Source organism: Vibrio tasmaniensis, assembly GCF_024347635.1.
Taxonomy (GTDB): domain Bacteria; phylum Pseudomonadota; class Gammaproteobacteria; order Enterobacterales; family Vibrionaceae; genus Vibrio; species Vibrio tasmaniensis.
In genome coordinates this window covers 2,584,428-2,611,321 of sequence record NZ_AP025510.1, presented here as the reverse complement: position 1 = coordinate 2,611,321, position 26,894 = coordinate 2,584,428, and the positions used below count along the sequence as shown (strand labels likewise).

Sequence of the window (26,894 nt, the reverse complement as noted above, 5' to 3'; positions counted from 1 at the left end):
GTTCTCTAATCTGATCTCAAGTCAGGTTGATACCACCAAGTGATATCAAAGGGGCGCAAATTTTACGCTAAAACGAGTTTGGTTGATAGCCCTAAAGATAACAATGGTATTAAGAAGCGAGTTGATAGGTATTGATAAAGGGGAGCAGGGAAGAAAACAAGCTCAGATATCGTCGACACCTGAGCTTCAAATCGGAACAATTAAGCGTTAGGTTGAGTTAACCCGCCTAATGATTCAAATAGGTTTGGTAGGAAAACACTGAATTCACCACATAGCAGTGAGAAATCTGCATCAAAGCGCGCTGCTTGATCTTCGCGAGGAATGTCGTCGTTCTCATCTTTTAGTTCATCACTGAATTTCAGGCGCTTGATGCTGCCATCTTCAGCAAGAATGAACTCAATGCGATCTTGCCAGTTGATCAGAAGTTTAGTCACAACTTTATTGGCTTCGATGTGGTTTTTAATCTCATCAGCTTCTAGTTCTTGCTTCTTAACTCGGACAATACCGCCGTCTTCTTGGATTGATTTAAGCTCTGCTTCATCGAGCATAGTGATACCTTTAGGTGTATCACCAGATTTCACCCACTCAGTCAGAGTCGTTTCAATCGCTTGCTCTGGAATAGCAGGCACTACTGGCAAGCTACCCATTGTTTTACGTAGTAATGCTAGTACGTCTTCTGCTTTTTTGTAGCTGCTCGCATCAACAACAATAAAGCCTTCTTTCGGCATGATCAGTGCGTAAGTGAAGTTACTGCGGCTGAAAGCGCGAGGAAGAAGATCGATGATGATGTCTTCTTTTAGGCTGTCTTTCTCTTTCTTTTTCAGAGGAGTACCAGACTCAGCCTCAAGCGTTTCTACTTTTGCATTCAATGAATCTTTGATCACAGAAGCTGGAAGCATTTTCTCTTCTTTCTTTGCACAGATGAGAATGCGGTTTTCTGATACGTGCGTCATCATATCGCCGTGTCTACCCATCGCATTTACCCAACCAAACTTCTGTTTGTCTTGGCTGCCACAAGGGGTAAAACGGAACTCTTCAAGTTGTTTCTCTAGCTGATCTGCGTTGAAGTCTATATCACGATTAAAGCGATAGACGAGGCAATTCTTAAACCACATAAATATTTCTCATACCTTTATCTGAAGACGCTCATCATAGGAGATTTCGATCCATTTGTCTTATACCTGCAATAAAAATTAAAAGTGAAATGTTTGAGACAGTTATATGAAAATTTGTTTTCAAAGGTCACAAAAGTGTCATAATTAAACCAGATAATGCAATGCGTTGATTAAATACTAAGGCTATTCAATTATGTCGAGAAGGATTCTGGTCGTTGAAGATGAAGCACCTATTCGTGAGATGCTGTGTTTTGTACTTGAACAAAAAGGCTACCAAGCAGTAGAGGCTGAAGATTACGATACAGCGGTAAACAAGCTATGTGAACCTTTCCCAGATCTAGTATTACTAGATTGGATGCTACCTGGTGGTAGCGGGATAAACTTTATCAAGCACATGAAGCGTGAAGAGTTAACTCGCAACATCCCAGTGGTGATGCTGACAGCTCGTGGTGAAGAAGAAGATAAGGTTCGCGGTTTAGAAGTTGGCGCTGACGACTACATTACCAAACCATTTTCGCCAAAAGAGTTGGTCGCTCGTCTGAAAGCGGTTATTCGCCGTGTAACACCAACGGCATTGGAAGATGTGATTGATGTCCAAGGGCTTAAATTAGATCCTGTATCTCACCGTGTTACAGCAAGCGAAGGTCCAGTTGATATGGGACCAACCGAGTTCAAAATGCTGCATTTCTTTATGACTCACCAAGAGCGAGTATACAGCCGAGAGCAACTACTGAATAACGTTTGGGGTACCAACGTTTATGTTGAAGATCGTACGGTTGATGTTCATATTCGACGTCTACGCAAAGCACTTGAATCTGCAGGTCATGACAAATTAATTCAAACGGTTCGCGGCGCAGGCTACCGTTTTTCTACAAAGGCTTAATGTGGCTTCACTGCCCAGTTTATGGAGTCCTGAATGGTTGAGAAGTTAACCTGGAAAAAGCTGGCTTGGGAGCTGGCTTTTTTTTACGCACCATGGGTTTTAGTCGGATGGATATTCGGTTACCTACCTTGGTTACTGCTGGCTGCTACGGTATTGCAGCTCGGCTGGCATTTACACAATCAAATGCGTTTGTCCGCATGGTTGTGGGATGAGAAGCGTCTAACACCACCTTCAGGCTCAGGAAATTGGGAATCTCTGTTTAACGGTATCTATCGTATGCAGCAGAGACAGCGTCGCAAGCGCAAAGAATTGACCAACCTTATCCGCCGTTTCAGAAACGGTGCTGAATCCCTTCCCGATGCCGTTGTGGTGTTTCGCGGTGAAGGCAATATTGTTTGGTGTAACAAGCTTGCTCAGTATTTACTGGGTTTTCGCTGGCCAGATGATTCAGGTCAACCGATCTCGAATTTGATCCGAACTCCGGACTTTATCAAATATCTCAATAAACAAGACTTCTCTGAGCCGTTAGAAATGCCATCGCCACTCAATGTGGAACGTATGCTTGAGCTGCGTATCGTGCCTTACACCGAAGGTGAGCACTTGATGGTCGTACGTGATGTAACTCAGCTTAAGCAGCTGGAAGGCATGCGTCGGAACTTCTTTGCTAACGTTTCTCACGAGCTACGTACTCCTATGACCGTACTTCAAGGTTACCTTGAAATGACGGAAGACCCAGACATGATTGTTGGCCCAATGTGGACTAAAGCTCATGGTGTGATGACTGAGCAATTGAATCGCATGAACAGTTTGGTCAATCAGCTGCTAACGCTTTCTAAGATAGAAGCGGCACCAATGCATGAGTTGGATGAGGTGGTTAACGTTCCGGCTATGTTAGAAGTTCTTGAAAAAGAAGCGGCTAGCCTAAGCGGGGATCGTGAACACAAGCTGGAATTTGATATTGATAAGAGCCTGCGTGTATTAGCTGATGAAGATCAGATGAGAAGTGCGATATCGAATTTGGTTTATAACGCGGTGAAGTACACTCCGCCGGGTGCCACCGTCAAGGTCCGTTGGTATCAAACCAGTCAAGGTGCGTGTTTGGATGTGTCAGACACCGGTGATGGCATAGAACCTCAGCACTTGCATCGACTCACCGAACGTTTCTATCGAGTTGATAAGGCACGCTCTCGTGATACGGGTGGCAGTGGTCTCGGGTTAGCTATCGTAAAACACGCACTTAGCCATCATGACTCACACTTAGAAATTCAAAGTGAAGTCGGTGTTGGTAGCCGATTCCATTTCACACTGCCTAGCCGATTGACAGTGTCATGAGTTGTTTAACACACTGGATGCGTTTGCCAGTCAGCTTATTCTTAGCGTTTGCTTTGGCTAACTCTGTTCATGCCGAACAGGGTGTCGATTCTCTTCCTGATTATTCTAAGGTTCCGGGTATTTCTGGGAGCTTATTATCGGTAGGTTCGGATACCTTAGCGGGCATGACGACGTTATGGGTGGAGGAGTTTAAATCTTACTACCCGAATGTGAATGCTCAAGTTCAAGCATCCGGTTCTTCTACTGCTCCTCCAGCCTTAACCGAAGGCACAGCTCATCTAGGGCCAATGAGTCGCCCTATGCGCTTGCGAGAAATTGAAGCGTTTGAAAGAGAACACGGCTATAAGCCGACAGCACTTAGAGTTGCTATCGATGCGATTGGTCTTTTTGTGCATCGTGATAATCCTATCGAGGGGCTTAATTTTCGCGAAATTGACAGCATATTTTCAGAGACATTGCGCTGTGGCGCGACTAAGCCGCTAAATAATTGGCAAGATTTAGGTGTCGACCAGCCTTGGGCAAAACATCGATTCCAACTGTTTGGCCGTAATTCTGTTTCGGGAACCTACGGTTATTTCAAACAAAATGCGTTATGCGGTGGCGACTTTAAGAACCGAGTCAATGAGCAGCCAGGTTCTGCATCGGTTGTACAGTCGGTCGCTTCATCAATCAGCGGTATTGGCTATTCGGGTATCGGCTATCGAGTGGCTGGCGTTAAGTTAATTCCTATTACCGAGCATGGTTCAGATTATGTAGAGCCGACTCGAGCGAATATCTTGAGCGGTGATTACCCTCTATCACGCTTTCTTTATGTGTATGTGAATAAGCATCCGGATAAACCGCTTTCTCCTGTTGAGAGAGAGTTCCTGACTTTTGTGTTCTCAAAGCAAGGGCAAGAACTGGTAGAGAAAGATGGTTATTTAGCGATACCGTCAGAGTTCGCAGAGCAAGAGTTGGCAAAGATTGGACTCTGATTTAGGTACAATGAACGTAGAAACTTAACGTATAAACAGCTTGCTAGCCGCAGGCTGTTTTTATTTTGTCGGCGCATCATTCAAGTTTCAACGACCATCCAGCGTCTTGCCAACGTTGTTGTTCATCTTTGAGTTCATAGGCAATCAGTTGGTTTTTTGCTAACCAGTCGATTGCGTCTCCTTCTAAGTACCAATTCTCATTTTGCTTAATGGTTAATTTTACATTCGGTATTGGCGATTGGCTTCGCTGTCGATTGAGCAGGATTGCAATCCTCAGTATTCGAATTAACAACGCTATCTGCCCTGTATTGAATAGCGTAAGATCTGGTAAGTCACTAAGCTTAATCGCTTTTCTTTGGTGGCGAACCAATGTCGAGATAAGACGTTGTTGCTCAGTATTGAAACCGGGCATTGTCGTGTGCTTAAGCAGATAAGCCGAATGGCGGTGATAGCCTTGGAATGCGATGCTTTGCCCTACTTCATGAAGTAATGCAGCCCACCCAAGTAGATCATAAAGTTCATTATTTAGTTCAGTTGTCACCTGAGGTTGCGCTTGTTTCAGCAATGCAATAGCGAGTACTTTCACTTTCTGGCCATGAGCTACGTCAACATGGTATCGAGAGACGAGTGTTTCGGCGGTTCTTATTCGAACATCAATATCTTTAAATCTATCCTCCATGTCATAAAGAACACCTTCTCTTAGGGCACCATTGGAGAAGTGTAACTCTTTGATGTTTAGCATATCCATGGTTGCTGAAAGAATGGTGACGCCAGCAGCAAACACCGGCTTTCTCTCATCGCTTAAACCTGAAAGATTCAACGCTTTGGATGATGGAAACTCGCATAAGTGGTTCTTCAAATAGGATAGGCGTTGCGGCGTAATGAGACCATCGGTGAACCCTAAGCCAATGAGTACCTCTTTTATTGATTTAGCCGTCCCTGATGAGCCAAAAGCAACTTCCCAAGAGATTTGTTTGTATTCTTCAATTAATGGAGCTAACAGGTGAGTAGCAGCGGCATAAGCATCGGAGAAGTGTTGTGAACTTAGCCCCGCGTCAGCAAAGAAACGTTGAGTGAAGCTGACACACCCCATAGGCAAGCTACGCATAACCTTGGGGGTAAAGCCTTCTCCTGCGACTAATTCAGTACTCCCTCCGCCGATATCAATAACCAATTTGGACTCGGAAGCAGCCTGAGTGTGCTCTACGCCGTTATAGATAATTCGAGCTTCTTCTTGACCTGAGATGATCTCTATTGGAAAAGGGAAAAGTGGTTTGGCTTGCTCTAGGAAGTCTTTAGCGTTTTTGGCCTTTCTTAGAGTATGAGTCGCAACAACTCTGACATCATCAAGTTCAAAATCCGCTAGTCGTTCAGCGAATACCTTGAGGCACTCCAAGCCTCGCTCGATAGCGCTTTTGGATAAGAAGTTATACTCATCCAACCCGTCGCCCAATCTTACTTTCTGTTTGTGTCTGCTGACTAATTGCAGGTGTTGATCGAATACTCGGGCAACTACCATATGAAAGCTGTTCGAACCTAAATCGATAGCGGCAATACATCGAGAATGTTTGTTATCCATTAGCGGCATGATTTCTTCTCTTGTTTGTACTTCTTGCGAGCAAGTTTCTCCATACGTTTAATATAGTGGTAAGTGGAGAGTTGTGACGTCGGGTAATCGAGTGGGTTTGTTGGAGCTTGTATGTAAGGGTTGCTCATCGATTGGTCTAGCACTCGAGCTTTGTTGATGTCATCGAAATGAAACTCGGTGATATCGATAATGGTTTGCTTGATCTTTGGATCTAAAATTGGGGTGGAAACTTCGATCCGATGATCGAAGTTTCGTGTCATCCAGTCAGCTGAGGATATATAGACTTTTGGATTTCCGGCGTTACCAAAGATCATCACTCTTGGGTGTTCGAGAAAACGATCGACCACACTAACAATTTCAATCTGCTCACTGATGTTGGGTATGCCTGGGACAAGAGAGCACATACCACGAATGACCATTCTCACTTTTACATTGGCTTGGCTGGCTTGATAGAGCTTCTCTATGATCTCTCGGTCGACCAAATTGTTGAGTTTGAGAGTGATGCTTGCAGGCTTGCTCTCCATCGCGTTTTGTATTTCATTATCTATCAGTTGATACAGGCGTTTTCTTGTATTTTTTGGTGACACAATAAGTTGCTTGAACTGTGATTTTTGATAAGGGTTTTCAATATACTTAAAGACTTGTCTCACCTCTTGGGTCAAATCTTCATTCGCAGTGAGCAGAGAAAAATCGGTATACACCCGCGCTGTAACTTCATGAAAGTTGCCAGTGCCGATATGGGTATAATGCACAGTATGCTTGTCTTCTCTTCGTTTGATGAGCAGTAGCTTGGAGTGGATTTTTAAACTTGGGATGCCATGGATGACTTTTATACCGGCTTCTTGAAGTTTCTTGGTCCATTGAATATTGGCTTGTTCATCAAAGCGCGCTTGCAGCTCGATAACCACGGTGACCTTTTTTCCATTGTGTGCAGCATCAATGATCGAACTGAGGAGCTTTGAGCCTTCTGCGACACGGTAAACGTTTATTTTTATGGAGGTTACCTTGGGATCAAAAGAAGCCTGCCTCACGAGTTCGGTGATGTGATTAAAAGTGTGATAGGGGTAATGCAATAAGATGTCACGAGCTTTTATCGCTTCGAAATAGTTTGGGTAGTGGCTGAAATGCGCACACTTAATCGCGGGTAACGGGCGATTAACTAAATCACGTCGGTTAAGGCTTGGAAACTCACAGAAATGCTTGAAGTTATGGTAGCGACCTCCTGCGATAACACTGTCATAATCAGATAGCTTAAGTCGGACTTGTAAGAAGTTGAGCATGTCAGCAGGCATTTCTGACTCATAGATGAGGCGTATCGGCAATGCGGTTAAGCGCTGTTCTAAACCTAGAGACATCAATTCTAATAGACTATTTTCATTGTTCTTTTGAAGGTCATAATCGGCGTCGCGAGTCATTTTTATCGCGAAACAACGTAATGAATCATACTCAAAGAACCCTTTAAGCAAGTCATCTAAACAAAACCGGACTATATTATCTAACAAGATCAAAGTAGTACGCTGTGAACCTGATGTATCGGGTAACTTAACAAACCGAGGGAGTGCGTCTGATGGAATTTCGAGTAATACGTATTGAGAAGAAGCCTCACGCTCGATGTCGATGGCCAAGTAACTTTGCTCGTCTTTCAGAATATTGAGTAATTGATTCTCTTCGTTCAAAAGGTACGGAGTTAAGTGTGGCAATACTTTTTTCTTAAAGTACTTTTTGACCCATTCATGCTGCTCATCAGTGATTTGCTGTTCGTTGACCAGAAAAATTCGATTACGTGCCAGTTCCAATAATAGGTCGCTATATAGTTCATGGAATCGAGTATCGAGCTTACTTGCTTTACTCTGCATTTGAGTCAGTAAGGTTTTTTGCGGGCTGGCTGGCTGTTGTGGATCTTGAAGTAAGATCTTTCGTTTCACATCAGCAAATCGGACTTTGTAAAACTCATCGAGGTTTTTCGAGTAAATACCTAAAAAACGAACTCTTTCGATTAAGGGTACTGATTTGTCGGCCGCTTCTTGGAGCACTCTTTCATTGAAGGATAACCAGCTAAGTTCTTTTGTGACATAGTCTTTTTCCATCGAAATGATAATCCTTGAGTGCTGTCTATAGAGATGATTACTTTAATTTAGAATGACAAAATTCACAAAATCTATGATCTTACTTTAAGAAATATGGTCAACAAACTTGTTATTAGTTTCAGTTGTTTAACGTAACTTGTAATATAATTGTCATCTAACGTACATATTATGTCAGTAGCTAAAAAAAGGTAGATAAACAGATGGCTTCAGCCCAATTTTCATTGAAAGAGCGCGACAAAAAAAGATGGTTGAAAGATCGTCTCGTTCGTTTTTCGGTGACATGTGGCGCGGTCAGTGTTCTAGCTGCTCTAGTGCTGATCTTTGTTTACTTGGCGATGGTCATTTTACCGGTATTTTCTGATACTGGTTTAGATACTGACCAAGCCGTGAAGACCGTAGCCATAGAAAAGCCTATCGCCTTATCCGTAGATGAATACGGTCAGCATGCGTTTACTATCGAAAAATCCGGTTTGGTTCAGTTTTGGGATTTAGAGTCTCAAAATACACATTCTTACTTTGAGCGTAATGTTTTAGCTAACCCCATCGCTTTTTCTCGAAATACCCCATCTGAAAACTGGTTTGCCTTTGCCGATAGCGCAAGCAACCTTACTTTTTTCTATCCTGAGTATAGTGCGCCTGTGCTGCAAAAGGGCAGTGAAGCCGAACCTAAAATTAAGCAAATCGATCTCCCTGAACCATTTTTAAGTGATGAATCATCAAACGGGACGACAATCGACAAATTCGCGTTCTCTAAGAGTAAGCGTGGTATCACGGTGGCCGCTCAACTAAGTGACCAACGAGTCTTAGTGAAGTGGTACCAAAGTGATGTTACGGATCAGTATGTTTTTCAGAAGAGCCAATGGCTTTCGGATAAGTTGGGTTTGCAGCAGCAATTGATCGTCACACCTGATGGGCAGACTTTGTATCTCCGAGCACAGTCGGATTTGGTTGTTTTGAAGCTATCAGATAACGGTTTTGATGTTCGTGAAGTGATCGATCTTAGCTTAAATGATGCGAAGCATTCCGTTAAAAGCATCGATTTATTGTCTGGCGCATACTCGTTGTTGGTTACGCATGAGGACGGACAAGTTTCCCAATGGTTTGATGTACTCAAAGATGAACAGCGTAGTCTGACTCATATTCGAGACTTCCAGCTCGCTGAAGAAGTGCAATTTATTTTACCTGATACTTACCGAAAAGGTTTCTACAGCTTTTATAAGAATGGCACATTACAAAGCCACTATACGACCAGTGAAAAGCTGTCGTTGTTTGAACGAGCCTTTAATAAATCACCACAATTAGCGGCTATGTCTGCCAATGAACTGCATCTGGCGACGCTGATTGATGACACCATCAGTGTGGCTAAAGTCGATAATGAATACCCGCAAATATCATTCTCATCACTTTGGCAAAAAGTCTGGTACGAAAGCTATCCTGAGCCACAATACGTTTGGCAATCAACGTCGGCGAACGATGACTTTGAAGAAAAATTCAGTTTAGTCCCTATCACGTTTGGTACCATCAAAGCCGCTCTGTTTGCGATGATGTTTGCCGTGCCGGTTGCTGTGCTCGGAGCCATTTACACCGCATACTTCATGTCCCCACGTATGCGAAGAGTGGTTAAGCCTTCGATTGAGCTGATGGAAGCGCTTCCGACCGTTATTATAGGATTCTTAGCCGGGCTTTGGTTTGCTCCCATTGTTGAAACGCATTTAACTGCCGTCTTCTCACTAATGGTGCTATTACCACTGAGCACGCTACTGACTGGGCTTGTTTGGTTTTGTTTGCCAAAGATGGTGACAAGCCGTTTTACTAATGGTTGGCATGCTCTGATATTGATCCCAGTATTGGTGATTACTGTAATGGCCGTTTTTGCTGGTGAAAATGGTATGGAAGCCTTGTTGTTTGGTGGTGATATTCGTACTTTCTTGGCTAGTTATGGCATCGACTTTGACCAGCGTAATGCGCTGGTGGTCGGTTTTGCTATGGGTTTCGCTGTCATCCCAACTATTTTTACTATCGCAGAAGATGCTATTTTCTCTGTGCCTAAACATTTATCTGATGGTTCATTAGCGCTAGGTGCAACAGCTTGGCAGACCCTTATTTATGTTGTGTTATTGACGGCTAGCCCAGGTATCTTTTCTGCAATCATGATGGGGCTAGGGCGAGCGGTTGGCGAAACCATGATCGTCTTGATGGCTACAGGTAACACACCAATTCTTGACTGGAATATTTTGGAAGGGATGAGGACGTTATCTGCAACGATCGCTGTCGAGTTACCAGAATCCGAGGTGGGTGGTTCTCACTTCCGCTTGTTGTTCTTAGCGGCACTCTTACTGTTTATTTTTACGTTCGCGGTGAACTCAGTCGCAGAGTGGGTTAGACAAAGACTGAGAGATAAATATCGTGCGTTGTAGTTATAAAGGTCTCCCTCAATGTATATCAATGGCTTTTAGTGATTTGGCTAGCGTATCTCGCGAACTTGACTGTTTCTTGGTTTCAGCTCGTCAAGAGCAAGGTCGGCCATGATGAATAAACTGAAGTCATTATTGTCTTGGGTTAAATCAGGCTCTCCCTGGATATGGCTTACGGGCGGGGCAGTGAGCATCAGTATGCTTTCTGTTCTTGGCCTAATGCTGTTGATTGGCTGGAAGGGCTTAACCTATTTTTGGCCTGCTCCTTTGTATCAATGGCAAGTCGACTCCAAAGACTTATCGTTAGTTGTTGACCTTGATGAAACGGTATCAAAGCAAGATGTATTGATTGGGCAGTTGTATGAACGCAAATACATCCCGATAGAGCAAGTGCCACAAGCTCATGATCTTTTGTCACCTAAAAATCTGTCGACCGGGCTAATTCAGCGCTTAAGTATCAAAGTTGCGAACAGAGAACTGTACCCAGCGGATTTTGTTTCCATTCTGGATGTTAACTTACGTGAACCAACAACGCCGCTTGATTGGATTGTGATTGAACGAAGTCGAGGTGGTTATTTCTTTGGTAAGCCAGTGGGGTTTAAAACCGCTTCTGGTACATTCGATTCGAACATAGACCAAAAGCTCGAACAAGGCTTAGCGTTCGCTGATACGTTACGTAAAGAAACGTCACGTGTTGTGAACCAAGAAATCCGTAATATCAGCTGGCAATTGGAAAACTTGCGTTTAGAAAAGCGTAAGCTTGAACTCAATGAGTCAGTGAGTGATGAATACCTTAAAACCTATACTCAAACTAAACTGGAATTAAATCGCCAGTTAGCTGAAGCCGAAGTAAAGCTTGAGCATCTTAGAACACAGCTCAATGTCGAAAGCTTGTTGGTGGAAGATATGACAGGAGAGCAGGTTGAAATTTCGCTCAGTCATATTTTGGATTATTGGTACCCGAATAATATGTCTTATCTTGAAAAGGTTGGGCATTGGGGCAAACAGGTTTGGAAGTTCTTATCGGAGAATCCACGAGACTCAAACTCTGAAGGCGGCGTGTTTCCTGCGATTTTCGGCACGGTACTGTTGGTTATTCTCATGTCGATTGTCGTGATGCCTCTTGGTGTGGTTGCTGCGATATATCTTCATGAATACGCAAAAAACAACGCACTAACACGTTTGATCCGTATTGCCGTAATTAACTTAGCGGGTGTTCCGTCGATTGTGTATGGCGTATTCGGCTTGGGGTTCTTTGTGTATACCATCGGTGGCTCAATCGATTCCTTGTTTTATGCAGAGCGATTACCCGCTCCCACATTTGGTACGCCGGGCCTATTATGGTCTGCTCTGACCTTAGCGGTATTAACATTACCCGTTGTTATTGTAACAACGGAAGAGGGCTTAACGCGTATCCCTAGCTCCGTGAGGCACGGTTCATTAGCGCTTGGTGCTACTCAATTTGAGACGCTTTGGCGCATTGTTTTACCGATGGCAAGCCCTGCGATTATCACCGGTTTGATTTTGGCAATCGCGAGAGCTGCGGGGGAGGTTGCCCCACTTATGCTGGTGGGTGTGGTGAAACTCGCATCAAGCTTGCCTGTGGATGGTCAGTTCCCATACCTGCATTTAGACAGAAAGTTCATGCATTTAGGCTTTCATATCTATGATGTTGGTTTTCAAACCTCTAATATCGAAGCGGCACGACCTTTAGTGTATGCGACTTCATTTTTACTGGTTACTGTGATTGTTGGATTGAATTTAACCGCCATCAATATCCGTAATAACTTGCGTGAAAAATACCGAACCTTAGGACAAGATTAGATGTTCTCGATTAATGAAACCTTGGGTTACCAAGCACCACTTGATGTTCACAACCTGAAGGATGAGCAGATCGCTATCTCGATTGAAGGGCTGAATCTTTATTATAAAGAGAGCCAGGCACTCGATGATATTTCAATGCAGATCCCGAAGGGGCAGGTGACGGCTTTTATCGGTCCATCAGGGTGCGGTAAGTCGACTCTTCTGCGCTGCATTAATCGCATGAACGATCTTGTTGAAGGCTGCAAGGTTTCCGGGAAAGTGAAGCTTCATGGCAAGAACGTCTATCACCCTAAGGTGGATGTCGCGACCTTGCGACGCCGTGTCGGCATGGTGTTTCAACGTCCGAACCCTTTCCCTAAATCTATCTATGAGAATGTGGTTTATGGTTTGAGGCTACAAGGCGTGAGCAACAGCCGAGATCTGGATGATGCGGTTGAGCGCTCTTTGCGTGCAGCTGCGTTATGGGATGAAGTGAAAGACCGTTTGCATGAGAACGCCTTTGGTTTATCGGGTGGTCAACAGCAGCGTTTGGTTATCGCTCGTGCGGTTGCTATCGAACCTGAAGTGCTTTTATTAGATGAGCCGACGTCGGCACTCGATCCGATTTCGACATTGACGATTGAAGAGTTGATTAACGAGCTAAAAACACAATACACCGTGGTTATTGTTACTCATAACATGCAACAAGCGGCGCGTGTGAGTGACCATACTGCTTTTATCCATATGGGTAAGTTGATCGAGTACTCAGATACTGATTCTATATTTACTTCGCCATTGAAAAATCAAACGGAAGACTACATTACTGGTAGATATGGCTAACGTTTTAGTTCGTGCCATCTAGAGCTAAGTCACTCTGAAATAAACGACTTTATTCATTTCTTTTAAGGAGCTGACATGCATTTTGGTCGCCACATCTCAGGACAGTTTAATGTCGAATTAGAATCGATCCGTACTCATGTATTGACCATGGGCGGGTTAGTGGAGCAGCAACTTTCGTTTGCAATGCAAGCTCTGCATAAAGATGACGCGGAACTGGCCAAGAAAGTGATTCGTGATGACCACAAAGTGAATGCGATGGAAGTTTCAATCGATGAAGCATGTACTCGTATTATTGCTAAGCGTCAGCCGACAGCAAAAGATCTACGTTTGATTATGGCGATCATCAAAACCATTACTGATCTTGAACGAATTGGCGATGTTGCCTCTAAAATAGCGCAAGGTGCTATCGAGATCCCTTCAACCAAAGAGCAGAAATTCCACGTCTCTTTAGAGCCTCTGTGTCGACAAGCGATTACTATGCTGCATCAGGTTTTGGATGCGTTTGCCCGTATGGATGTAGATGCGGCGGCAGAAGTACATAAACTTGATGATAAGCTTGATGCGGAATATGAAGCCGTCATTCGTCAGTTGATGACCTACATGATGGAAGATCCTAAGAATATCCCCAACATCCTACAAGTGATGTGGTCAGCTCGCGCGATTGAGCGAGTGGGAGATCGTTGTCAGAATATTTGTGAATACATCATCTATTTCGTGAAGGGTAAAGATGTACGCCACCTAGGCGATCAAAGCCTTGATGACGCACTGAAGTAGGTAGAGCTTTTAAAAGCTAATAATGGCACCAAGATTGAAATTGACCGTTGTGTCGTAAGGCACAAAGGTTTTATTGTGATCAAAGATATTCATATCAACACCAGCACGTAATCCAAGCACTGATGTTGCTTGGTAAACGTGGATACCTCCTAGGCTAAACCATGTGCGAACCCCGATAAATAACTGGATAACGGTGAATATTAATTGGGCGTTGGCAGAATTTGTTAATTTACACTAATAACTTTAGTGATAATGTACGCTTAATATCTATCGTTATTCTTAAAAATCTTAGCGGCCAGTCTTACGTAATCTTACAAAATTAGCTTGATTACCACACGTTAACTAACCTTATGTTCTGTAATGACTTTTTTTTACTTACATGAACAAGGAGCCTTTAAGTTCGAAGTGCGCGACGGGAGAGCGCTATATTCCTATAGGTCTTTTGATTTATCCTATTGCTGAATTTATCACTTACACTCATTTACTAGGTAGATATCAGTATGAAGAAGTTTCTTTTGGTTGTGACTCCTCTTTTAACGTTAACTGCATGTGGTAGCGTTGCTATCATGGACAAATCAGATGCGGTTAATCAGCAGCCTGAACTCATTGTTAAAACCGATGGTGATTTTTGGGGATTAGGGCAAGAAGGAACGTTTGATCTTGCTGGGATGTATCAAGGTAAATACAGTCGAAATTCATCAGGTTCAACCTGGTTTGAGACGGTCTCATTTAAAGAAGGTGAGCTTGCTGCTGAGATTACAAGAAACGATAATAATCAGGTATGGAGCTTAGTTTGTTCTGGCGGTGGTACTTCTGTGAACTATATGGGGGTTGATTTTGGTGGCAATAAACCTTACCGCTGTTCTGTATCTCAAAAGAATGAGAAGGTAGGAGAGTTCGTTTTAGAGCCTCAATCTGGGATGATCAGCGTTAGCTTGGAAAAGAAAGAAGCTGGCTACATCCGAGTCGGGTCGAATAAATACGACGTAGAAACTGTTCATTCAAGTAAAGACCTTTTAATGTCGGTGGAGAAACCACTAGGATATAGCTTTAAAAAGGCTTCTAAAGAAGTGGCGGCTGCACAGACAAACGGAATGATAACGCTACAGATGTTACCTGAACTTAGTGACGCTGAAAAAGACACACTAGTTATCGGTACTATCGCGAGCGCACTGAGCTGGCGTCCAGAAGACTAGAATTCAATCTATCATTTTTAGCTGAACTTATTCAGAGAAAGCGGTGGGTTGTCACCCACAGTGGACTTTAAACAATGAATATACTGAGTTTCTGGTTTTTACTAGAGGCGTAACATCAGTGTTTAGTCCACTCTAGGAGTCTACCTATTTATCGAGGGTCGCTCTCAGTTCTTTAATCTTTTGACTACTCGTGACTGGGATTAAGTAATCATCCACGTCGCCGTGTCCCATCTGAGCCTGGGATGCTTGTGTCATTAGACTTGGCCTTGTCGATTTTGCTGATAAGTGAAGAGCCTGAACCTTAGTCTGCTTTAGAATTTCGTAACCATTATTAGCGGTTACGCCTGCTCCAGCCATAATATCTAATCGACCTTGGGTTCGTTTGACCATGTCTTGGATAATATCTTTTCCTAGCTCGGCATTACTTGCCAGTCCTGACGTTAAAACACGCTCACAACCAAGCTCAATAATCTGCTCTAGCGCTACTTTATAATCCCGAAGTTGGTCGATTGCACGGTGGAAGGTGATTGCTAGTTTGAGTTGGTGAGCCTTGGTCACGAGCGTTTGCATTGCCGGCATATCAATCTCACCATCAGGTGTGAGTACCCCTAGAACGACGCCATTCAACCCCGCATTCGCACAAGCTTCAATATCTTCGAGCATACAGAGTATATCGTCATAATCGAAAATGAAGTCGCCTTGTCTCGGTCTGATCATCGCATAGACAGGAACTGACGAAATCTTTGCTGCTTGCTTCATCATTCCGAAGCTTGGAGTTAGCCCGCCAAGTGCCAATGAAGAGCAAAGCTCAATTCGATTCGCGCCACCAGATAGTGCGTTATGTAGAGATTCTAAGTTATCGATACAGACTTCAATTTCGGTGTTCATCGTGTTTATCCGTTCAAAAAGATACGGATGAAATCATAACAACCTAGATACGGATATGAATAGGTGGTAGCAGAGGAAAATAGGGGTAAAGTTTGTTTATGTAACTGCCTCAATTAAATTTTGCAGAGGCGATTTAGGGCAAGTGAATGGTCGTTGGATAGATATGAAAAAAGCCCGAAGCGTTAACTTCAGGCTTTTAATAGGACTTTACTTCTTAACTGATTGGCGGTGCGCTTTGCGCTATTAGCTTATGCTTTATTTCTCTTTGTAGAGAGTCTTCCAACCATTAACCCGCGTTGAGTTCGGGCTTAAGAGGTAATTACTTGCTTAGGTCGTCAGCGTGCTCAGATAGGAATGCTGCAACACCTTGTGGAGATGCGTCCATACCTGATTTACCTTCTTCCCATTGTGCAGGACAAACTTCACCGTTCTTCTCGTGGAAGTTTAGTGCGTCTACCATGCGTAGCATTTCGTCGATGTTACGACCTAGTGGAAGATCGTTAACTACTTGGTGACGTACAAGGCCGTCAGCATCGATTAGGAAAGAACCACGGAAAGCAACACCTGCTTCTGGGTGCTCAACATCGTATGCTTTGCAGATCTCGTGCTTAACGTCAGCAATTAGAGGGTATTTAACTTGACCGATACCGCCATCAGCGATAGCAGTGTTACGCCATGCGTTGTGAGAGAATTGTGAATCGATAGAAACACCGATTACTTCAACGCCTTTAGCTTGGAAATCTTCTAGACGGTTGTCGAAAGCGATTAGCTCTGAAGGACAAACGAAAGTGAAGTCTAGTGGGTAGAAGAAAACTACAGCTTTCTTACCTTTAGTGAATTCTGCGAAGTTGAAGTTATCAACAATCTCACCGTTACCTAGAACAGCTGCTGCAGTAAAGTCAGGGGCTTGACGACCTACTAGTACCATTTGGAATCTCCTAAAAAATTAGTTGGCCCAACACATCTTTGTTTGGGCTCCGTTTCTACGGGACAAACTATAGTACAATCGGTACTATAGAAAAAAGCGAATTAAATAGATTAAGTTAATCGAAAAAAGCGATGAGCTTAATCTTTGCCCAGTCCTTAGGTCTGCTGACCTTTACGTAACTTATCCTACTCATATTACAAAGTAATTTCATGAATAAATGGCCAAGTCTTAAGCAACTTCACTATCTCGTGACCCTTCACGAAACTCGTCACTTTAGCGATGCGGCGGATCGCTGTTTCGTAAGTCAATCCACACTAAGTAAAGGCATTCAAAACCTCGAAGAGTTGATTGGTTGTCCTCTCTATGAAAAGAAAGATAAAAAGAGTCCCTTAGTTTTTACTCAAGCTGGAGAGCTGGTGGTTAAGCATGGTCGAGAGCTATTGGCGAAAGGGCAAGACCTTGTCGAGCTTGGAAATCTATGTAACGGGGATGCGATGCAAGGGCAGTTGCGAGTAGGGTGTATTCCTACCATTGCGCCATTCCTTTTGTGTGATTTGGTCCAAGAAGCCAACCATCGTTTTCCACAATTGAACTTACTGTTACGTGAAGACACGACGACTAACTTATTGGCTGCACTGCGTCATGGTGAATTAGATGTGCTGATTCTGGCCCTGCCTGTTGACATCGATAACATGGAGAGCAAAGTTGTTGGGCAAGATCCTTTCAGAATGGTGATCAGTCGCAACCAAGCTGACGGTATTCGTGTTCCGATTAAATACGATGACCTGCCAGACGAATCTGTATTTCTACTAGAAAATGAACACTGTTTAACAGAGCACGCGGTATCGGCTTGTAAGTTAACAGACAAAGAGAAGATCAACCCGTTCACCGCGACAAGCCTACATACATTAGTGCAAATGGTGGCGAATGGCCTTGGTACTACCTTTATTCCGCAGATGGCGATAGATCACGGCTTGCTAGAGAATCAGAACTTAGTGGTAATCGACCCACCAGGCCAGCAAGCATACCGAGATATAGGCCTTGTTTGGCGACCAAGTTCTTCACGTCGCGAAACATTTCATCAACTAGCGGATGTAGTTTCGGAATTGCTTTAAAAAGCTGAGCAATAAAATAAAAAGAGCAGTTATTTGGCTGCTCTTTTTATTTGTTCATTTGAGAAGAAAAACGCCACAAATAGTGGCGTTAGAAGCTTATTTATCTATTTATCTATTTATCTATTTTACTATAGCGTTAGATTTTGAAAAAACTCAGTAAGTCTTTTTGCTTAACGGCTAATGAAGAGAGCTCCTCACTCGCTTGTTTGCTCTGCTCAATCCCTGAAACATTTTGATGAACAATATCAAAGGTCAGAGAAACATTTTGTGAGATATCTTGTGTCACGCCAGATTGCTCTTCAGACGCAGTCGCTACTTGTGTGTTCATATCAGAGATTAGTTGAACAGAGTCAGTGATTGAGGCGAATGCAGTGCGAAGCTGTTCGCTATATTGTCTAGACTCTTCTGCCAACGAAAGATTGGATTGCATAAATTGGTTCGCATCTTTCGCTTGAGCTTGAAGGCGAGAGATTATTTCTTGAATATCGACCGTTGACTGTTGTGTTTTCGCTGCCAGAGAACGAACTTCATCTGCAACCACAGCAAAGCCTCGGCCTTGCTCTCCCGCTCGAGCGGCTTCAATGGCTGCATTTAATGCAAGCAAGTTAGTTTGCTCTGAAATAGAATTGATTACTTCAATAACACTACCGATCTCTACCGAGTACTCCTGCAATTGATTAACGATGTTTGATGTTTCTTCGATCGAATCTTCAACTTTTCGGGATATATCGTCTGATGCATCGAGTGAAACACTGCCATCTTTGACATTTGTCGTCGCCCCAGTTGCTGCGCTCTCTGCGCTAGCTGCGTTCTGGCTAACCTCACTCGCAGTACTAGAAAGTTCATTGATGGCTGTCGCGATTTGCTCCATTTGACTCAGTTCTTGTTGAGCATTGCCTTCTGTTTGGCTCATTACCGCAGTTAGCTCAACGGAGGCAGCTGAAACATTGTCTGAAATCTGGTGGAAACCATCGATGATTCGACGTAGTTCTTGGCGCATTTCTAAAATGTTTGCGTATATACCGGTTTCTTTACCTGTAATTGGAATCTGCTTTGAAAGATCACCAGCAGCAACTTCGGCAACAATGGCTTGGATGTCACTTGGCTCTCCTCCAACGACTTTCCATACGCTGCGGTAAATCGAAATGGCAATGCTAAGAGAAGCGGCGACAACGATAATTGAAAGAACGCCTAGCACAAATTGTGCGTTAGAGAATCGTTCGACCATATTAGGCCCGACAGAGTCTTGCTCTGATTTTGTCGATAGCTTTATCTCTTCAATTGTTTTTGCTGCATTAACACCGGCAAGATCAAGAGTCCCTGAAATGATGCCATTTCGTGTATTTATAGTGTTAACGATCTTTGAAAATGTGCTGCGATAAGTTTTGAAGGCACTAGTGAAATCGTTTAAGTAGCCGATTTGTTCCATCGACATAAGTTGAGATTCGATTGTTTCTGCTAGCAGTGCGGCAGAAGCGAATTCTTTTTCAGCACGCTGAGCATCCTCTGCTTGATTACTAGTCAAAAACTTAGAAGCGTACAATCTTGATAGCAATACATGTTGTTGAAGCTGGCCTGAACTTACGGCAACCTCAAGATCTTCTTCAGCTGAAGCTTGGGTCATCAAGTTGGTCACTGCTTTGCGCATATTGACCCCTGATGGATCTAAGGCCTCTTGAACTAGGTTGTTTCGAGTATTGACCAGTTGAACTACTTGGTTAAAGCCTTGGCTATATTGATTAAGCAGGCCTTCTATAGCTAGGAATTCATTTTTGTGTAGGTCGTCAATATGAGAGTCTAATATGTCATCGATCAATTGATTTGATGCGGTGATACGTCTATTCAGTTCAGAAGCATGTGACGGAGTAGGGTTCTTAATATATTTAAGTGCAGATAAACGAGCCTCCAGTATATTGGCTTGGATTCGACCCGTTGAGACGCTTGTTAATGCAAGGGAGCGGTAGGTGTTAAACCCATCACTCGATTGATAAAAGCGTAATGAAGCAACGACTGAAATAACCAAAATTAGCGCGAGAATCACGCCAAAACCTAAGGTCAGTAATTTCTTTAAACTCATAAATATCATTCCTAGTAAGGCAGCTTGTGTCTATTCTTAACAAATTCTTACATGATTCTAACGATAAATATATCAATAAATAGTATGTATCTACTATATTTTGATGCCTAAAAATGATAGGTGAAGTAGGTTGTTGATATTATTGTTTTTTGTAACTTGCTTCTCGGTTTTTTACAAAAAATCAGATGAGGCTTTAGATGTGTCAGAATTTAGATATGTGAAGAGCCTCGGGTTCAAAGGCTCTAAGGATTATCGTAAGTAGAACAAACGGATTAACTTTCGACTTCTTCTGGTTCCGCTTCTTCTTGTAGCTCTAGCAGGTTAATGGCTATCGTAACGAAATCGCTGTCTGTAATGATGCCCACGAGTTCGTGGTTCTCTACGACAGGTAAACAACCCACTTTGTGTTTCTGCATATAAACAGCAGACTCTTTTAGTCCTGCGCGCGGCTCTACAGACATAACACTCTTGTGCATGATGTCATTGAGTGGTGTTGCAAGAGTATAGGATTGAGCTTGTGGGATGTTTTGTAGGCTAGATTCTTGAGCGGCAAGAACGTCTCGCTGTGTGACGACGCCAAGTAGTTGTCTGTCGGCATCAACAACCGGAATATGGCGGATATCAAGCGCTTCCATCATGTGCTTTGCATCGGCCAGTGAGTGTGAGCGCAATAGGGTATGAGGGTTGCGAGTCATCATATCTTCAACCTTGATCATACGGACCTCCTTCTTTTTTATTTATTGCTATTACTATAGTTTTTTATCCAAAAAATAACTGAGATCTAACGCATTTTTGGGTGAGTTTCATGCAACTAATTTTGGTTTTTTTATGAGGGGGAGTGGTCGTATTATTTTACGACTCTTTACAATAATCCAATGCTGTAAACCTTGCTATTGCGGCTCGTGTGCCTATACTAGCCCACTGCGAAATTTTTAGTCATGTTTACGATGTGTTTCTGGTAACGATTTACTTACCGAAACGATTGTTCGGCAACTTCGACTTATTATTCGTCAACGGCATAAATATCATCAACTAAGACAAGACTCGACACATGCAAGTTTCAGATTTTCACTTTGACCTACCAGATGAACTCATTGCTCGCTACCCTCAAGAGGAGCGCACAGCAAGCCGCCTACTTAAATTAGATGGCAACAATGGCAACCTAGCTGATGGTTCGTTTAAGGACGTTTTAGACTTGGTTGAGCCAGGCGATCTTGTTGTTTTTAATAACACTCGCGTGATTCCTGCTCGTGTATTCGGTCGCAAGGCATCAGGCGGTAAGCTTGAAGTGTTGGTTGAACGTATGCTTGATGAGAAAAGCATTCTTGCGCATGTTCGTTGTTCTAAATCACCGAAACCGGGCACCAAATTGTTCCTTGGTGAGAACGATGAGTATGAAGCTGAAATGGTGGCACGTCATGATGCGCTATTTGAAATCCATTTCACATCCGATCAAAGCGTTTTAGAGATTCTTAACAGTGTTGGTCATATGCCACTGCCTCCTTACATCGATCGTCCAGATGAAGACGCCGATAAAGAGCGCTACCAAACTGTCTATAATGAAAAGCCGGGTGCGGTTGCTGCGCCAACAGCAGGCCTTCACTTTGATGATAAGCTAATGGCTGACATGAAAGAAAAAGGTGTTGAGTTTGCTTACGTGACACTTCACGTTGGTGCTGGTACGTTCCAGCCGGTAAAAGTCGATAATATCAATGACCACCATATGCATGCTGAGTACGTTGAAGTACCGCAAGAAGTGGTGGATGCCGTAGCTGCTGCAAAAGCTCGTGGCGGACGCATCATTGCCGTTGGTACAACCTCTGTGCGTTCACTAGAAAGTGCGGCTCAAGATGCAGTGAAAAATGGCACTGAGTTAGTTCCTTTCTTTGGTGACACAGAAATCTTCATCTTCCCTGGTTATGAATACCAGTTGGTAGATTGCTTGATTACCAATTTCCACTTACCAGAATCGACACTGATCATGTTGGTGAGTGCATTTGCTGGTTATGACAATGTGATGGGCGCATACGATCACGCAGTGAAGAGCGAATACCGTTTCTTCAGCTACGGTGATGCGATGTTCATCAATAAGAAAACGAGCTAATTTTAGCTGGTTATAAACGATATAAGCAGAATTTACGGGTGCTAGCAGTAAGCTAGGAGTCGGGCAGGGTGTCTGTCTAATCTCTCGCAAGGAATACGCGACCGCTCCTCATAGAATCCACTAGACTTAACTTTTGTTTGGCCTAAGGTTCTGAATTAACAGTCAGATTGTTTCTCTGGCATATTGGAGGCTTCGTGAAATTAAAATACGAACTTAAAAAAACTAATAGCGGCGCACGTCGTGGTCAACTTCAGTTTGAACGCGGTACCGTTGAAACCCCAGCATTCATGCCTGTAGGTACTTACGGTACGGTTAAAGGCATGACACCTGAAGAAGTAAAAGACACAGGTGCTGAAATCCTACTAGGTAATACATTCCACCTATGGCTACGTCCTGGTCAAGAAATCATGAAACTGCACGGTGATTTGCACGATTTCATGAACTGGAAAGGTCCTATCTTGACTGATTCAGGTGGCTTCCAAGTATTCAGCCTAGGCGCAACGCGTAAAATCACTGAAGAAGGTGTTCATTTCCGTAACCCTGTAAACGGTGACAAGATCTTCATGGACGCTGAGAAGTCGATGGAAATCCAAAAGGATCTAGGCTCAGACATCGTAATGATCTTTGACGAATGTACGCCTTACCCTGCGACGCATAAAGAAGCTAAAGACTCGATGGAGATGTCTCTTCGTTGGGCTCAGCGTTCACGCGATCACTTTGATAAGCAAGAAAACCCGAACTCATTGTTTGGTATTGTACAAGGTGGCGTATACGAAGACCTTCGTGATGTATCCGTTAAAGGCTTAACAGAAATTGGCTTTGACGGTTACGCAGTAGGTGGTCTAGCTGTAGGTGAACCAAAAGAAGATATGCACCGCATTCTTGAGCACACATGTCCTCAACTGCCTGAAGATAAGCCTCGTTACCTAATGGGTGTAGGCAAACCTGAAGACTTGGTTGAAGGTGTTCGTCGCGGTATCGATATGTTTGACTGTGTTATGCCAACGCGAAATGCACGTAATGGCCACCTGTTTGTAACAGAAGGTGTGATCAAGATCCGTAATGCGAAGCATAAAACCGATACAACACCACTAGATTCAGATTGTGACTGTTACACTTGTAAGAACTACAGCAAGTCGTACTTACACCATTTGGATCGTTGTAACGAAATCCTAGGTGCTCGACTGAACACGATTCACAACCTGCGTTTCTACCAACGAGTAATGTCAGACATTCGTCAGTCTATCGATGAAGACCGCTTTGAAGAGTTCGTTGCAGAGTTCTACGCAAGAATGGGGCGTGAAGTGCCACCACTAGGTAAAGAATCTTAGTATTTCTTTTTTGCGAGCCCTATCTCTCTTCCGAGTGATGGGGCTTGAAAATAAAGGGATACGACCCAATTAGACAAACAATTACGAAAATATAATAGAGGATGTTTTAAATGTTTATTTCTCAAGCTCACGCAGCAGCAGAAGGTGCACCAGCAGGCGGCGGTTTCGAAATGCTTATCATGCTAGGTATGTTCGCTGTGATCTTCTACTTCATGATCTACCGTCCACAAGCTAAGCGTGTTAAAGAGCACAAGAGCCTTATGTCTTCTATGGGCAAAGGCGATGAAGTTCTTACAAGCGGCGGCCTAATCGGCAAGATCACTAAGATTGCTGAAGACAGCGACTACGTTGCTATCGAACTGAACGCAAACAACGAAGTCGTTATCAAGAAAGACTTCGTTACAGCAGTGCTACCAAAAGGTACTCTGAAATCACTATAAACAGCTAGAGGATCCTCGCTGTGCTAAACCGTTATCCGTTATGGAAGTATTTGATGGTGATGTTTGCCATCGCTATCGCTGCGTTGTACGCACTTCCAAATATATACGGTGAAGATCCGGCAGTTCAAGTTACAGGGGCGCGTGGCGCCTCTGTAGATCTGTCTACGCTGGATGCTGTCACCAATGCTCTTGAAGCAGAAAACCTTTCTACTAAATCCGTTGCTCTCGAAAACGGTTCCATTCTTGTTCGATTTAACGATACAGATACGCAAATCAGTGCCCGTGATATCATCACAGAAGCACTCGGTGATGACGTTATCGTAGCTTTAAACCTAGCGGCTTCAACTCCTGATTGGCTTGAATCTATTGGTGCTGCACCAATGAAACTGGGTCTTGATCTACGTGGTGGTGTTCACTTCTTAATGGAAGTGGATATGGACGCTGCGATGCAAAAACTGGTTGGCCAACAAGAAGAAGCGTTCCGCAGTGAACTTCGTGAAGAGAAAATCCGCTACCGTGCTATTCGCCCATCGGGTAAAGATGCGGTTGAAGTGATTCTGCGTAACGAAGAGCAGCTTGCTGAAGCGAAATCGCTTCTGCAATCTAAGCACCAAGATATGACGTTCGTAGATTCAGAATCTAACGGTCGTTTCTCTTTGATTGCTAACTTCACTGAAACTCGTCTTCAAGAAATCCGCAATTATGCGGTAGAGCAAAACATTACTATTCTACGTAACCGTGTTAACGAACTTGGTGTTGCTGAGCCTTTGGTTCAACGTCAAGGTGCTAGCCGTATCGTAGTGGAATTGCCAGGTGTTCAAGACACGGCTCGTGCTAAAGAAATTTTAGGCGCAACCGCGACTCTTGAATTCCGTGAAGTGGACAGCAGTGCCGATTTGGCCGCTGCAGCTTCTGGCCGTGCTCCTGCTGGTAGTGAAATTAAGCAAGACCGTGATGGTCGTCCTGTAGTACTTAAGAAACGCGTTATCTTAGGCGGTTCTAGCATTACAGATGCAAGCTCAAGTGTTGATGAATATGGTCGCCCACAAGTTAACATCTCGCTAGACAGCGAAGGTGGTAGCAAGATGTCTACATTCTCTCGTCAAAATATCGGTAAGCTAATGGCAACCGTATTTGCAGAGTATAAAGACAGCGGTCGTAAAACACCTGAAGGCCGAGTGATCCTAAGTAAGCACGAAGAAGTGATTAACCAAGCGACGATTCAATCTGCGCTTGGCCGTAACTTCCGTATTACAGGTATCGACTCAACGGCTGAAGCTCATAACTTGGCACTTCTACTACGTGCAGGTGCATTGATTGCGCCTATCTCGATTGTAGAAGAACGTACGATTGGTCCATCTATGGGTCAACAAAACATCGATATGGGTATCATGGCGATGGTTTGGGGTATGGCTGCAGTAATGCTGTTTACACTGCTTTACTACCGTACTTTCGGTTTGATTGCGAACGTCGCTCTGATGGCTAACTTAGTGTTGATTATTGGTGTGATGTCGATGATTCCTGGCGCGACAATGACGCTACCAGGCATTGCCGGTATCGTATTGACGGTCGGTATGGCAGTCGATGCCAACGTTCTTATCTTTGAGCGTATACGTGAAGAACTTCGAGATGGACGCAGTCCACAACAAGCGATTCACCAAGGTTATGCAAACGCATTTAGTACAATCGCCGATGCCAACATCACCACACTACTAACAGCAATCATTCTATTTGCTGTAGGTACAGGTGCGATTAAAGGCTTCGCGGTAACGTTATCAATTGGTATCTTGACTTCAATGTTTACAGCTATTATCGGAACACGTTGTATCGTGAACCTGATGTATGGCGGCAAACGCGTTAAGAAACTGTCGATCTAAGGCTAGGAATTAATATGTTTCAGATTCTAAAAGCAGACAAAATGATCGACTTCATGCGTTGGTCAAAGGTTGCCTTTTTATTCTCAATCTTGATGATTGGTACTGCTATCTTCACCCTAACAACGAAATCGTTGAATTGGGGTCTAGATTTTACCGGCGGTACTCTGATTGAAGTGGGCTTTGAGGAGCCAGCAAACCTACCTGACATTCGAAGCGCACTAGAAGCTGAAGGCTTTGGTGATGCTACGGTTCAGAACTTTGGTTCTGCGCGTGAGGTAATGGTTCGTCTACGTCCACGTGATGGTGTTGCGGGCGAAACGCTTGGTAACCAAATCCTGTCTGCAATTAAAGATGGTACTGGTGAGCAAGTTGAAATGCGTCGTATCGAGTTCGTTGGTCCTAACGTAGGTGACGAATTAACAGAAGCTGGTGGCCTTGCTATCCTTGTTTCTCTTATCTGTATCTTGATCTACGTATCAGTGCGATTTGAATGGCGATTAGCTGCAGGTGCGGTATTAGCCCTAGCGCACGACGTTATCATCACACTAGGCGTGTTCTCTCTAATGCAAATTGAGGTCGACCTTACTATCGTGGCAGCCTTGCTAACGGTAGTCGGTTACTCCCTCAACGATACCATCGTTGTATTCGACCGTATTCGTGAGAACTTCCGTAAGATGCGTAAAGGCGAGGCACCTGAAGTGCTGAACAGCTCAATCACACAAACATTGAGCCGTACATTGATCACTTCTGGTACAACGTTATTCGTAGTTATCGCACTGTTCGTTCAGGGCGGCGCTATGATTCACGGCTTTGCGACTGCACTTCTACTGGGTATTACCGTTGGTACTTACTCTTCTATCTACGTTGCATCTGCACTAGCTATGAAGTTGGGTATTACGCGTGAACACCTAATGCCACCACAAGTGGATAAAGAAGGTGAAGAGTTTGACGAAATGCCTTAGGCCACGGCTTAACAACTTTCGCTAAACCAAAAAAACCGCTGGGCAACTAGCGGTTTTTTTATGTCTGTATATTGTGGGTTAGCTTTTGGAACCGACTGAACATTGTCGTATTTACTAATACCAATACCAATACCAATACCAAGTGCCAAAGTAGCTAAGTCACTAT

21 protein-coding genes are annotated in these 26,894 nt (G+C 43.7%); 14 read left to right on the top strand and 7 right to left on the bottom strand.

Annotated features, from left to right (window positions below):
- Positions 1-200: 200 nt before the first annotated feature.
- The gene (gene rdgC, locus OCV44_RS11710; protein WP_009848262.1) at positions 201-1,115 is read right to left on the bottom strand and encodes a recombination-associated protein RdgC; all 915 of its coding nucleotides are present in this window, start codon (positions 1,113-1,115) and stop codon (positions 201-203) included.
- A 193-nt stretch (positions 1,116-1,308) separates the two neighbouring features.
- Between rdgC and phoB the strand changes: the two genes are divergently transcribed.
- Genes phoB through OCV44_RS11695 form a run of 3 tightly spaced genes read left to right on the top strand, consistent with a single transcriptional unit; the run spans position 1,309 to position 4,304 of the window.
- A complete protein-coding gene (gene phoB / locus OCV44_RS11705) occupies positions 1,309-1,998 on the top strand; it encodes a phosphate regulon transcriptional regulator PhoB (protein WP_004735064.1) in 690 nt (229 codons plus the stop codon).
- Between the two features lie 33 nt (positions 1,999-2,031).
- Positions 2,032-3,330 carry a phosphate regulon sensor histidine kinase PhoR gene (gene phoR, locus OCV44_RS11700; RefSeq protein ID WP_139684150.1) on the top strand — a complete coding sequence of 433 codons (1,299 nt, stop codon included), beginning with the start codon at positions 2,032-2,034 and terminating at the stop codon, positions 3,328-3,330.
- Positions 3,327-4,304: a PstS family phosphate ABC transporter substrate-binding protein gene (locus tag OCV44_RS11695; protein ID WP_139684149.1), complete on the top strand. Its 978-nt coding sequence runs from the start codon at positions 3,327-3,329 to the stop codon at positions 4,302-4,304. Before phoR ends, OCV44_RS11695 begins: the two co-directional genes overlap by 4 nt.
- Before the next feature lie 76 nt (positions 4,305-4,380).
- Here OCV44_RS11695 and ppx read toward each other — a convergent pair whose 3' ends face one another.
- The gene (ppx, locus tag OCV44_RS11690) at positions 4,381-5,892 is read right to left on the bottom strand and encodes an exopolyphosphatase (RefSeq protein WP_139684148.1); all 1,512 of its coding nucleotides are present in this window, start codon (positions 5,890-5,892) and stop codon (positions 4,381-4,383) included.
- The gene (gene ppk1, locus OCV44_RS11685; protein ID WP_139684147.1) at positions 5,883-7,979 is read right to left on the bottom strand and encodes a polyphosphate kinase 1; all 2,097 of its coding nucleotides are present in this window, start codon (positions 7,977-7,979) and stop codon (positions 5,883-5,885) included. The genes ppx and ppk1 overlap by 10 nt, the downstream gene beginning before the upstream one ends.
- Positions 7,980-8,179: 200 nt before the next feature.
- On the opposite strand from ppk1, the gene OCV44_RS11680 reads away from it, so the two are divergent.
- The 5 genes from OCV44_RS11680 to OCV44_RS11660 all read left to right on the top strand — a co-directional run bounded on the left by OCV44_RS11680 (position 8,180) and on the right by OCV44_RS11660 (position 15,006).
- On the top strand, positions 8,180-10,396 hold the full coding sequence (locus tag OCV44_RS11680; RefSeq protein ID WP_139684146.1) for an ABC transporter permease subunit: 2,217 nt from the start codon (positions 8,180-8,182) through the stop codon (positions 10,394-10,396).
- Between the two features lie 111 nt (positions 10,397-10,507).
- Positions 10,508-12,217, top strand: coding sequence for a phosphate ABC transporter permease PstA (pstA, locus tag OCV44_RS11675; RefSeq protein ID WP_139684156.1), 1,710 nt, complete (start codon positions 10,508-10,510; stop codon positions 12,215-12,217).
- A complete protein-coding gene (gene pstB, locus OCV44_RS11670; protein ID WP_004735071.1) occupies positions 12,218-13,036 on the top strand; it encodes a phosphate ABC transporter ATP-binding protein PstB in 819 nt (272 codons plus the stop codon).
- 75 nt (positions 13,037-13,111) lie between these two features.
- Entirely contained in the window at positions 13,112-13,810 is a 699-nt protein-coding gene (gene phoU, locus OCV44_RS11665; RefSeq protein ID WP_004735072.1) for a phosphate signaling complex protein PhoU, read from the top strand.
- A gap of 500 nt (positions 13,811-14,310) precedes the next feature.
- On the top strand, positions 14,311-15,006 hold the full coding sequence (locus OCV44_RS11660; RefSeq protein WP_139684145.1) for a VV20781 family protein: 696 nt from the start codon (positions 14,311-14,313) through the stop codon (positions 15,004-15,006).
- A gap of 144 nt (positions 15,007-15,150) precedes the next feature.
- Here OCV44_RS11660 and OCV44_RS11655 read toward each other — a convergent pair whose 3' ends face one another.
- Positions 15,151-15,894, bottom strand: coding sequence for a copper homeostasis protein CutC (locus tag OCV44_RS11655; protein WP_139684144.1), 744 nt, complete (start codon positions 15,892-15,894; stop codon positions 15,151-15,153).
- 319 nt (positions 15,895-16,213) lie between these two features.
- The gene (locus OCV44_RS11650; protein WP_009848275.1) at positions 16,214-16,822 is read right to left on the bottom strand and encodes a peroxiredoxin C; all 609 of its coding nucleotides are present in this window, start codon (positions 16,820-16,822) and stop codon (positions 16,214-16,216) included.
- 209 nt (positions 16,823-17,031) lie between these two features.
- Between OCV44_RS11650 and OCV44_RS11645 the strand changes: the two genes are divergently transcribed.
- A complete protein-coding gene (locus OCV44_RS11645) occupies positions 17,032-17,937 on the top strand; it encodes a hydrogen peroxide-inducible genes activator (protein ID WP_017090958.1) in 906 nt (301 codons plus the stop codon).
- 136 nt (positions 17,938-18,073) lie between these two features.
- On the opposite strand, the gene OCV44_RS11640 is transcribed toward OCV44_RS11645, so the two are convergent.
- Both OCV44_RS11640 and OCV44_RS11635 read right to left on the bottom strand, forming a co-directional pair.
- Positions 18,074-20,014, bottom strand: a complete 1,941-nt coding sequence (locus OCV44_RS11640; RefSeq protein WP_139684143.1) for a HAMP domain-containing methyl-accepting chemotaxis protein — start codon at positions 20,012-20,014, stop codon at positions 18,074-18,076.
- A 272-nt stretch (positions 20,015-20,286) separates the two neighbouring features.
- Positions 20,287-20,730, bottom strand: coding sequence for a CBS domain-containing protein (locus OCV44_RS11635; protein WP_009848278.1), 444 nt, complete (start codon positions 20,728-20,730; stop codon positions 20,287-20,289).
- Positions 20,731-21,065: 335 nt separating this feature from the next.
- Between OCV44_RS11635 and queA the strand changes: the two genes are divergently transcribed.
- From queA to secF, 5 genes are all read left to right on the top strand, one after another.
- A complete protein-coding gene (gene queA / locus OCV44_RS11630; RefSeq protein WP_012603307.1) occupies positions 21,066-22,118 on the top strand; it encodes a tRNA preQ1(34) S-adenosylmethionine ribosyltransferase-isomerase QueA in 1,053 nt (350 codons plus the stop codon).
- Between the two features lie 194 nt (positions 22,119-22,312).
- Positions 22,313-23,449, top strand: a complete 1,137-nt coding sequence (gene tgt, locus OCV44_RS11625; protein ID WP_009848280.1) for a tRNA guanosine(34) transglycosylase Tgt — start codon at positions 22,313-22,315, stop codon at positions 23,447-23,449.
- A gap of 110 nt (positions 23,450-23,559) precedes the next feature.
- Positions 23,560-23,889, top strand: coding sequence for a preprotein translocase subunit YajC (gene yajC / locus OCV44_RS11620; protein WP_009848281.1), 330 nt, complete (start codon positions 23,560-23,562; stop codon positions 23,887-23,889).
- 20 nt (positions 23,890-23,909) lie between these two features.
- Entirely contained in the window at positions 23,910-25,766 is a 1,857-nt protein-coding gene (secD, locus tag OCV44_RS11615; protein ID WP_009848282.1) for a protein translocase subunit SecD, read from the top strand.
- A gap of 14 nt (positions 25,767-25,780) precedes the next feature.
- Complete coding sequence (secF, locus tag OCV44_RS11610; protein WP_012603308.1) at positions 25,781-26,728, top strand: protein translocase subunit SecF; 948 nt, start codon at positions 25,781-25,783, stop codon at positions 26,726-26,728.
- The last annotated feature ends 166 nt before the right edge of the window (positions 26,729-26,894 follow it).

Coding starts and splice junctions, on each gene's coding strand:
- rdgC (WP_009848262.1), bottom strand. CDS start 1,115: ATGTGGTTTAAGAATTGCCTCGTCTATCGCTTTAATCGTGATATAGAC.
- phoB (WP_004735064.1), top strand. CDS start 1,309: ATGTCGAGAAGGATTCTGGTCGTTGAAGATGAAGCACCTATTCGTGAG.
- phoR (WP_139684150.1), top strand. CDS start 2,032: ATGGTTGAGAAGTTAACCTGGAAAAAGCTGGCTTGGGAGCTGGCTTTT.
- OCV44_RS11695 (WP_139684149.1), top strand. CDS start 3,327: ATGAGTTGTTTAACACACTGGATGCGTTTGCCAGTCAGCTTATTCTTA.
- ppx (WP_139684148.1), bottom strand. CDS start 5,892: ATGCCGCTAATGGATAACAAACATTCTCGATGTATTGCCGCTATCGAT.
- ppk1 (WP_139684147.1), bottom strand. CDS start 7,979: ATGGAAAAAGACTATGTCACAAAAGAACTTAGCTGGTTATCCTTCAAT.
- OCV44_RS11680 (WP_139684146.1), top strand. CDS start 8,180: ATGGCTTCAGCCCAATTTTCATTGAAAGAGCGCGACAAAAAAAGATGG.
- pstA (WP_139684156.1), top strand. CDS start 10,508: ATGAATAAACTGAAGTCATTATTGTCTTGGGTTAAATCAGGCTCTCCC.
- pstB (WP_004735071.1), top strand. CDS start 12,218: ATGTTCTCGATTAATGAAACCTTGGGTTACCAAGCACCACTTGATGTT.
- phoU (WP_004735072.1), top strand. CDS start 13,112: ATGCATTTTGGTCGCCACATCTCAGGACAGTTTAATGTCGAATTAGAA.
- OCV44_RS11660 (WP_139684145.1), top strand. CDS start 14,311: ATGAAGAAGTTTCTTTTGGTTGTGACTCCTCTTTTAACGTTAACTGCA.
- OCV44_RS11655 (WP_139684144.1), bottom strand. CDS start 15,894: ATGAACACCGAAATTGAAGTCTGTATCGATAACTTAGAATCTCTACAT.
- OCV44_RS11650 (WP_009848275.1), bottom strand. CDS start 16,822: ATGGTACTAGTAGGTCGTCAAGCCCCTGACTTTACTGCAGCAGCTGTT.
- OCV44_RS11645 (WP_017090958.1), top strand. CDS start 17,032: ATGAATAAATGGCCAAGTCTTAAGCAACTTCACTATCTCGTGACCCTT.
- OCV44_RS11640 (WP_139684143.1), bottom strand. CDS start 20,014: ATGAGTTTAAAGAAATTACTGACCTTAGGTTTTGGCGTGATTCTCGCG.
- OCV44_RS11635 (WP_009848278.1), bottom strand. CDS start 20,730: ATGATCAAGGTTGAAGATATGATGACTCGCAACCCTCATACCCTATTG.
- queA (WP_012603307.1), top strand. CDS start 21,066: ATGCAAGTTTCAGATTTTCACTTTGACCTACCAGATGAACTCATTGCT.
- yajC (WP_009848281.1), top strand. CDS start 23,560: ATGTTTATTTCTCAAGCTCACGCAGCAGCAGAAGGTGCACCAGCAGGC.
- secF (WP_012603308.1), top strand. CDS start 25,781: ATGTTTCAGATTCTAAAAGCAGACAAAATGATCGACTTCATGCGTTGG.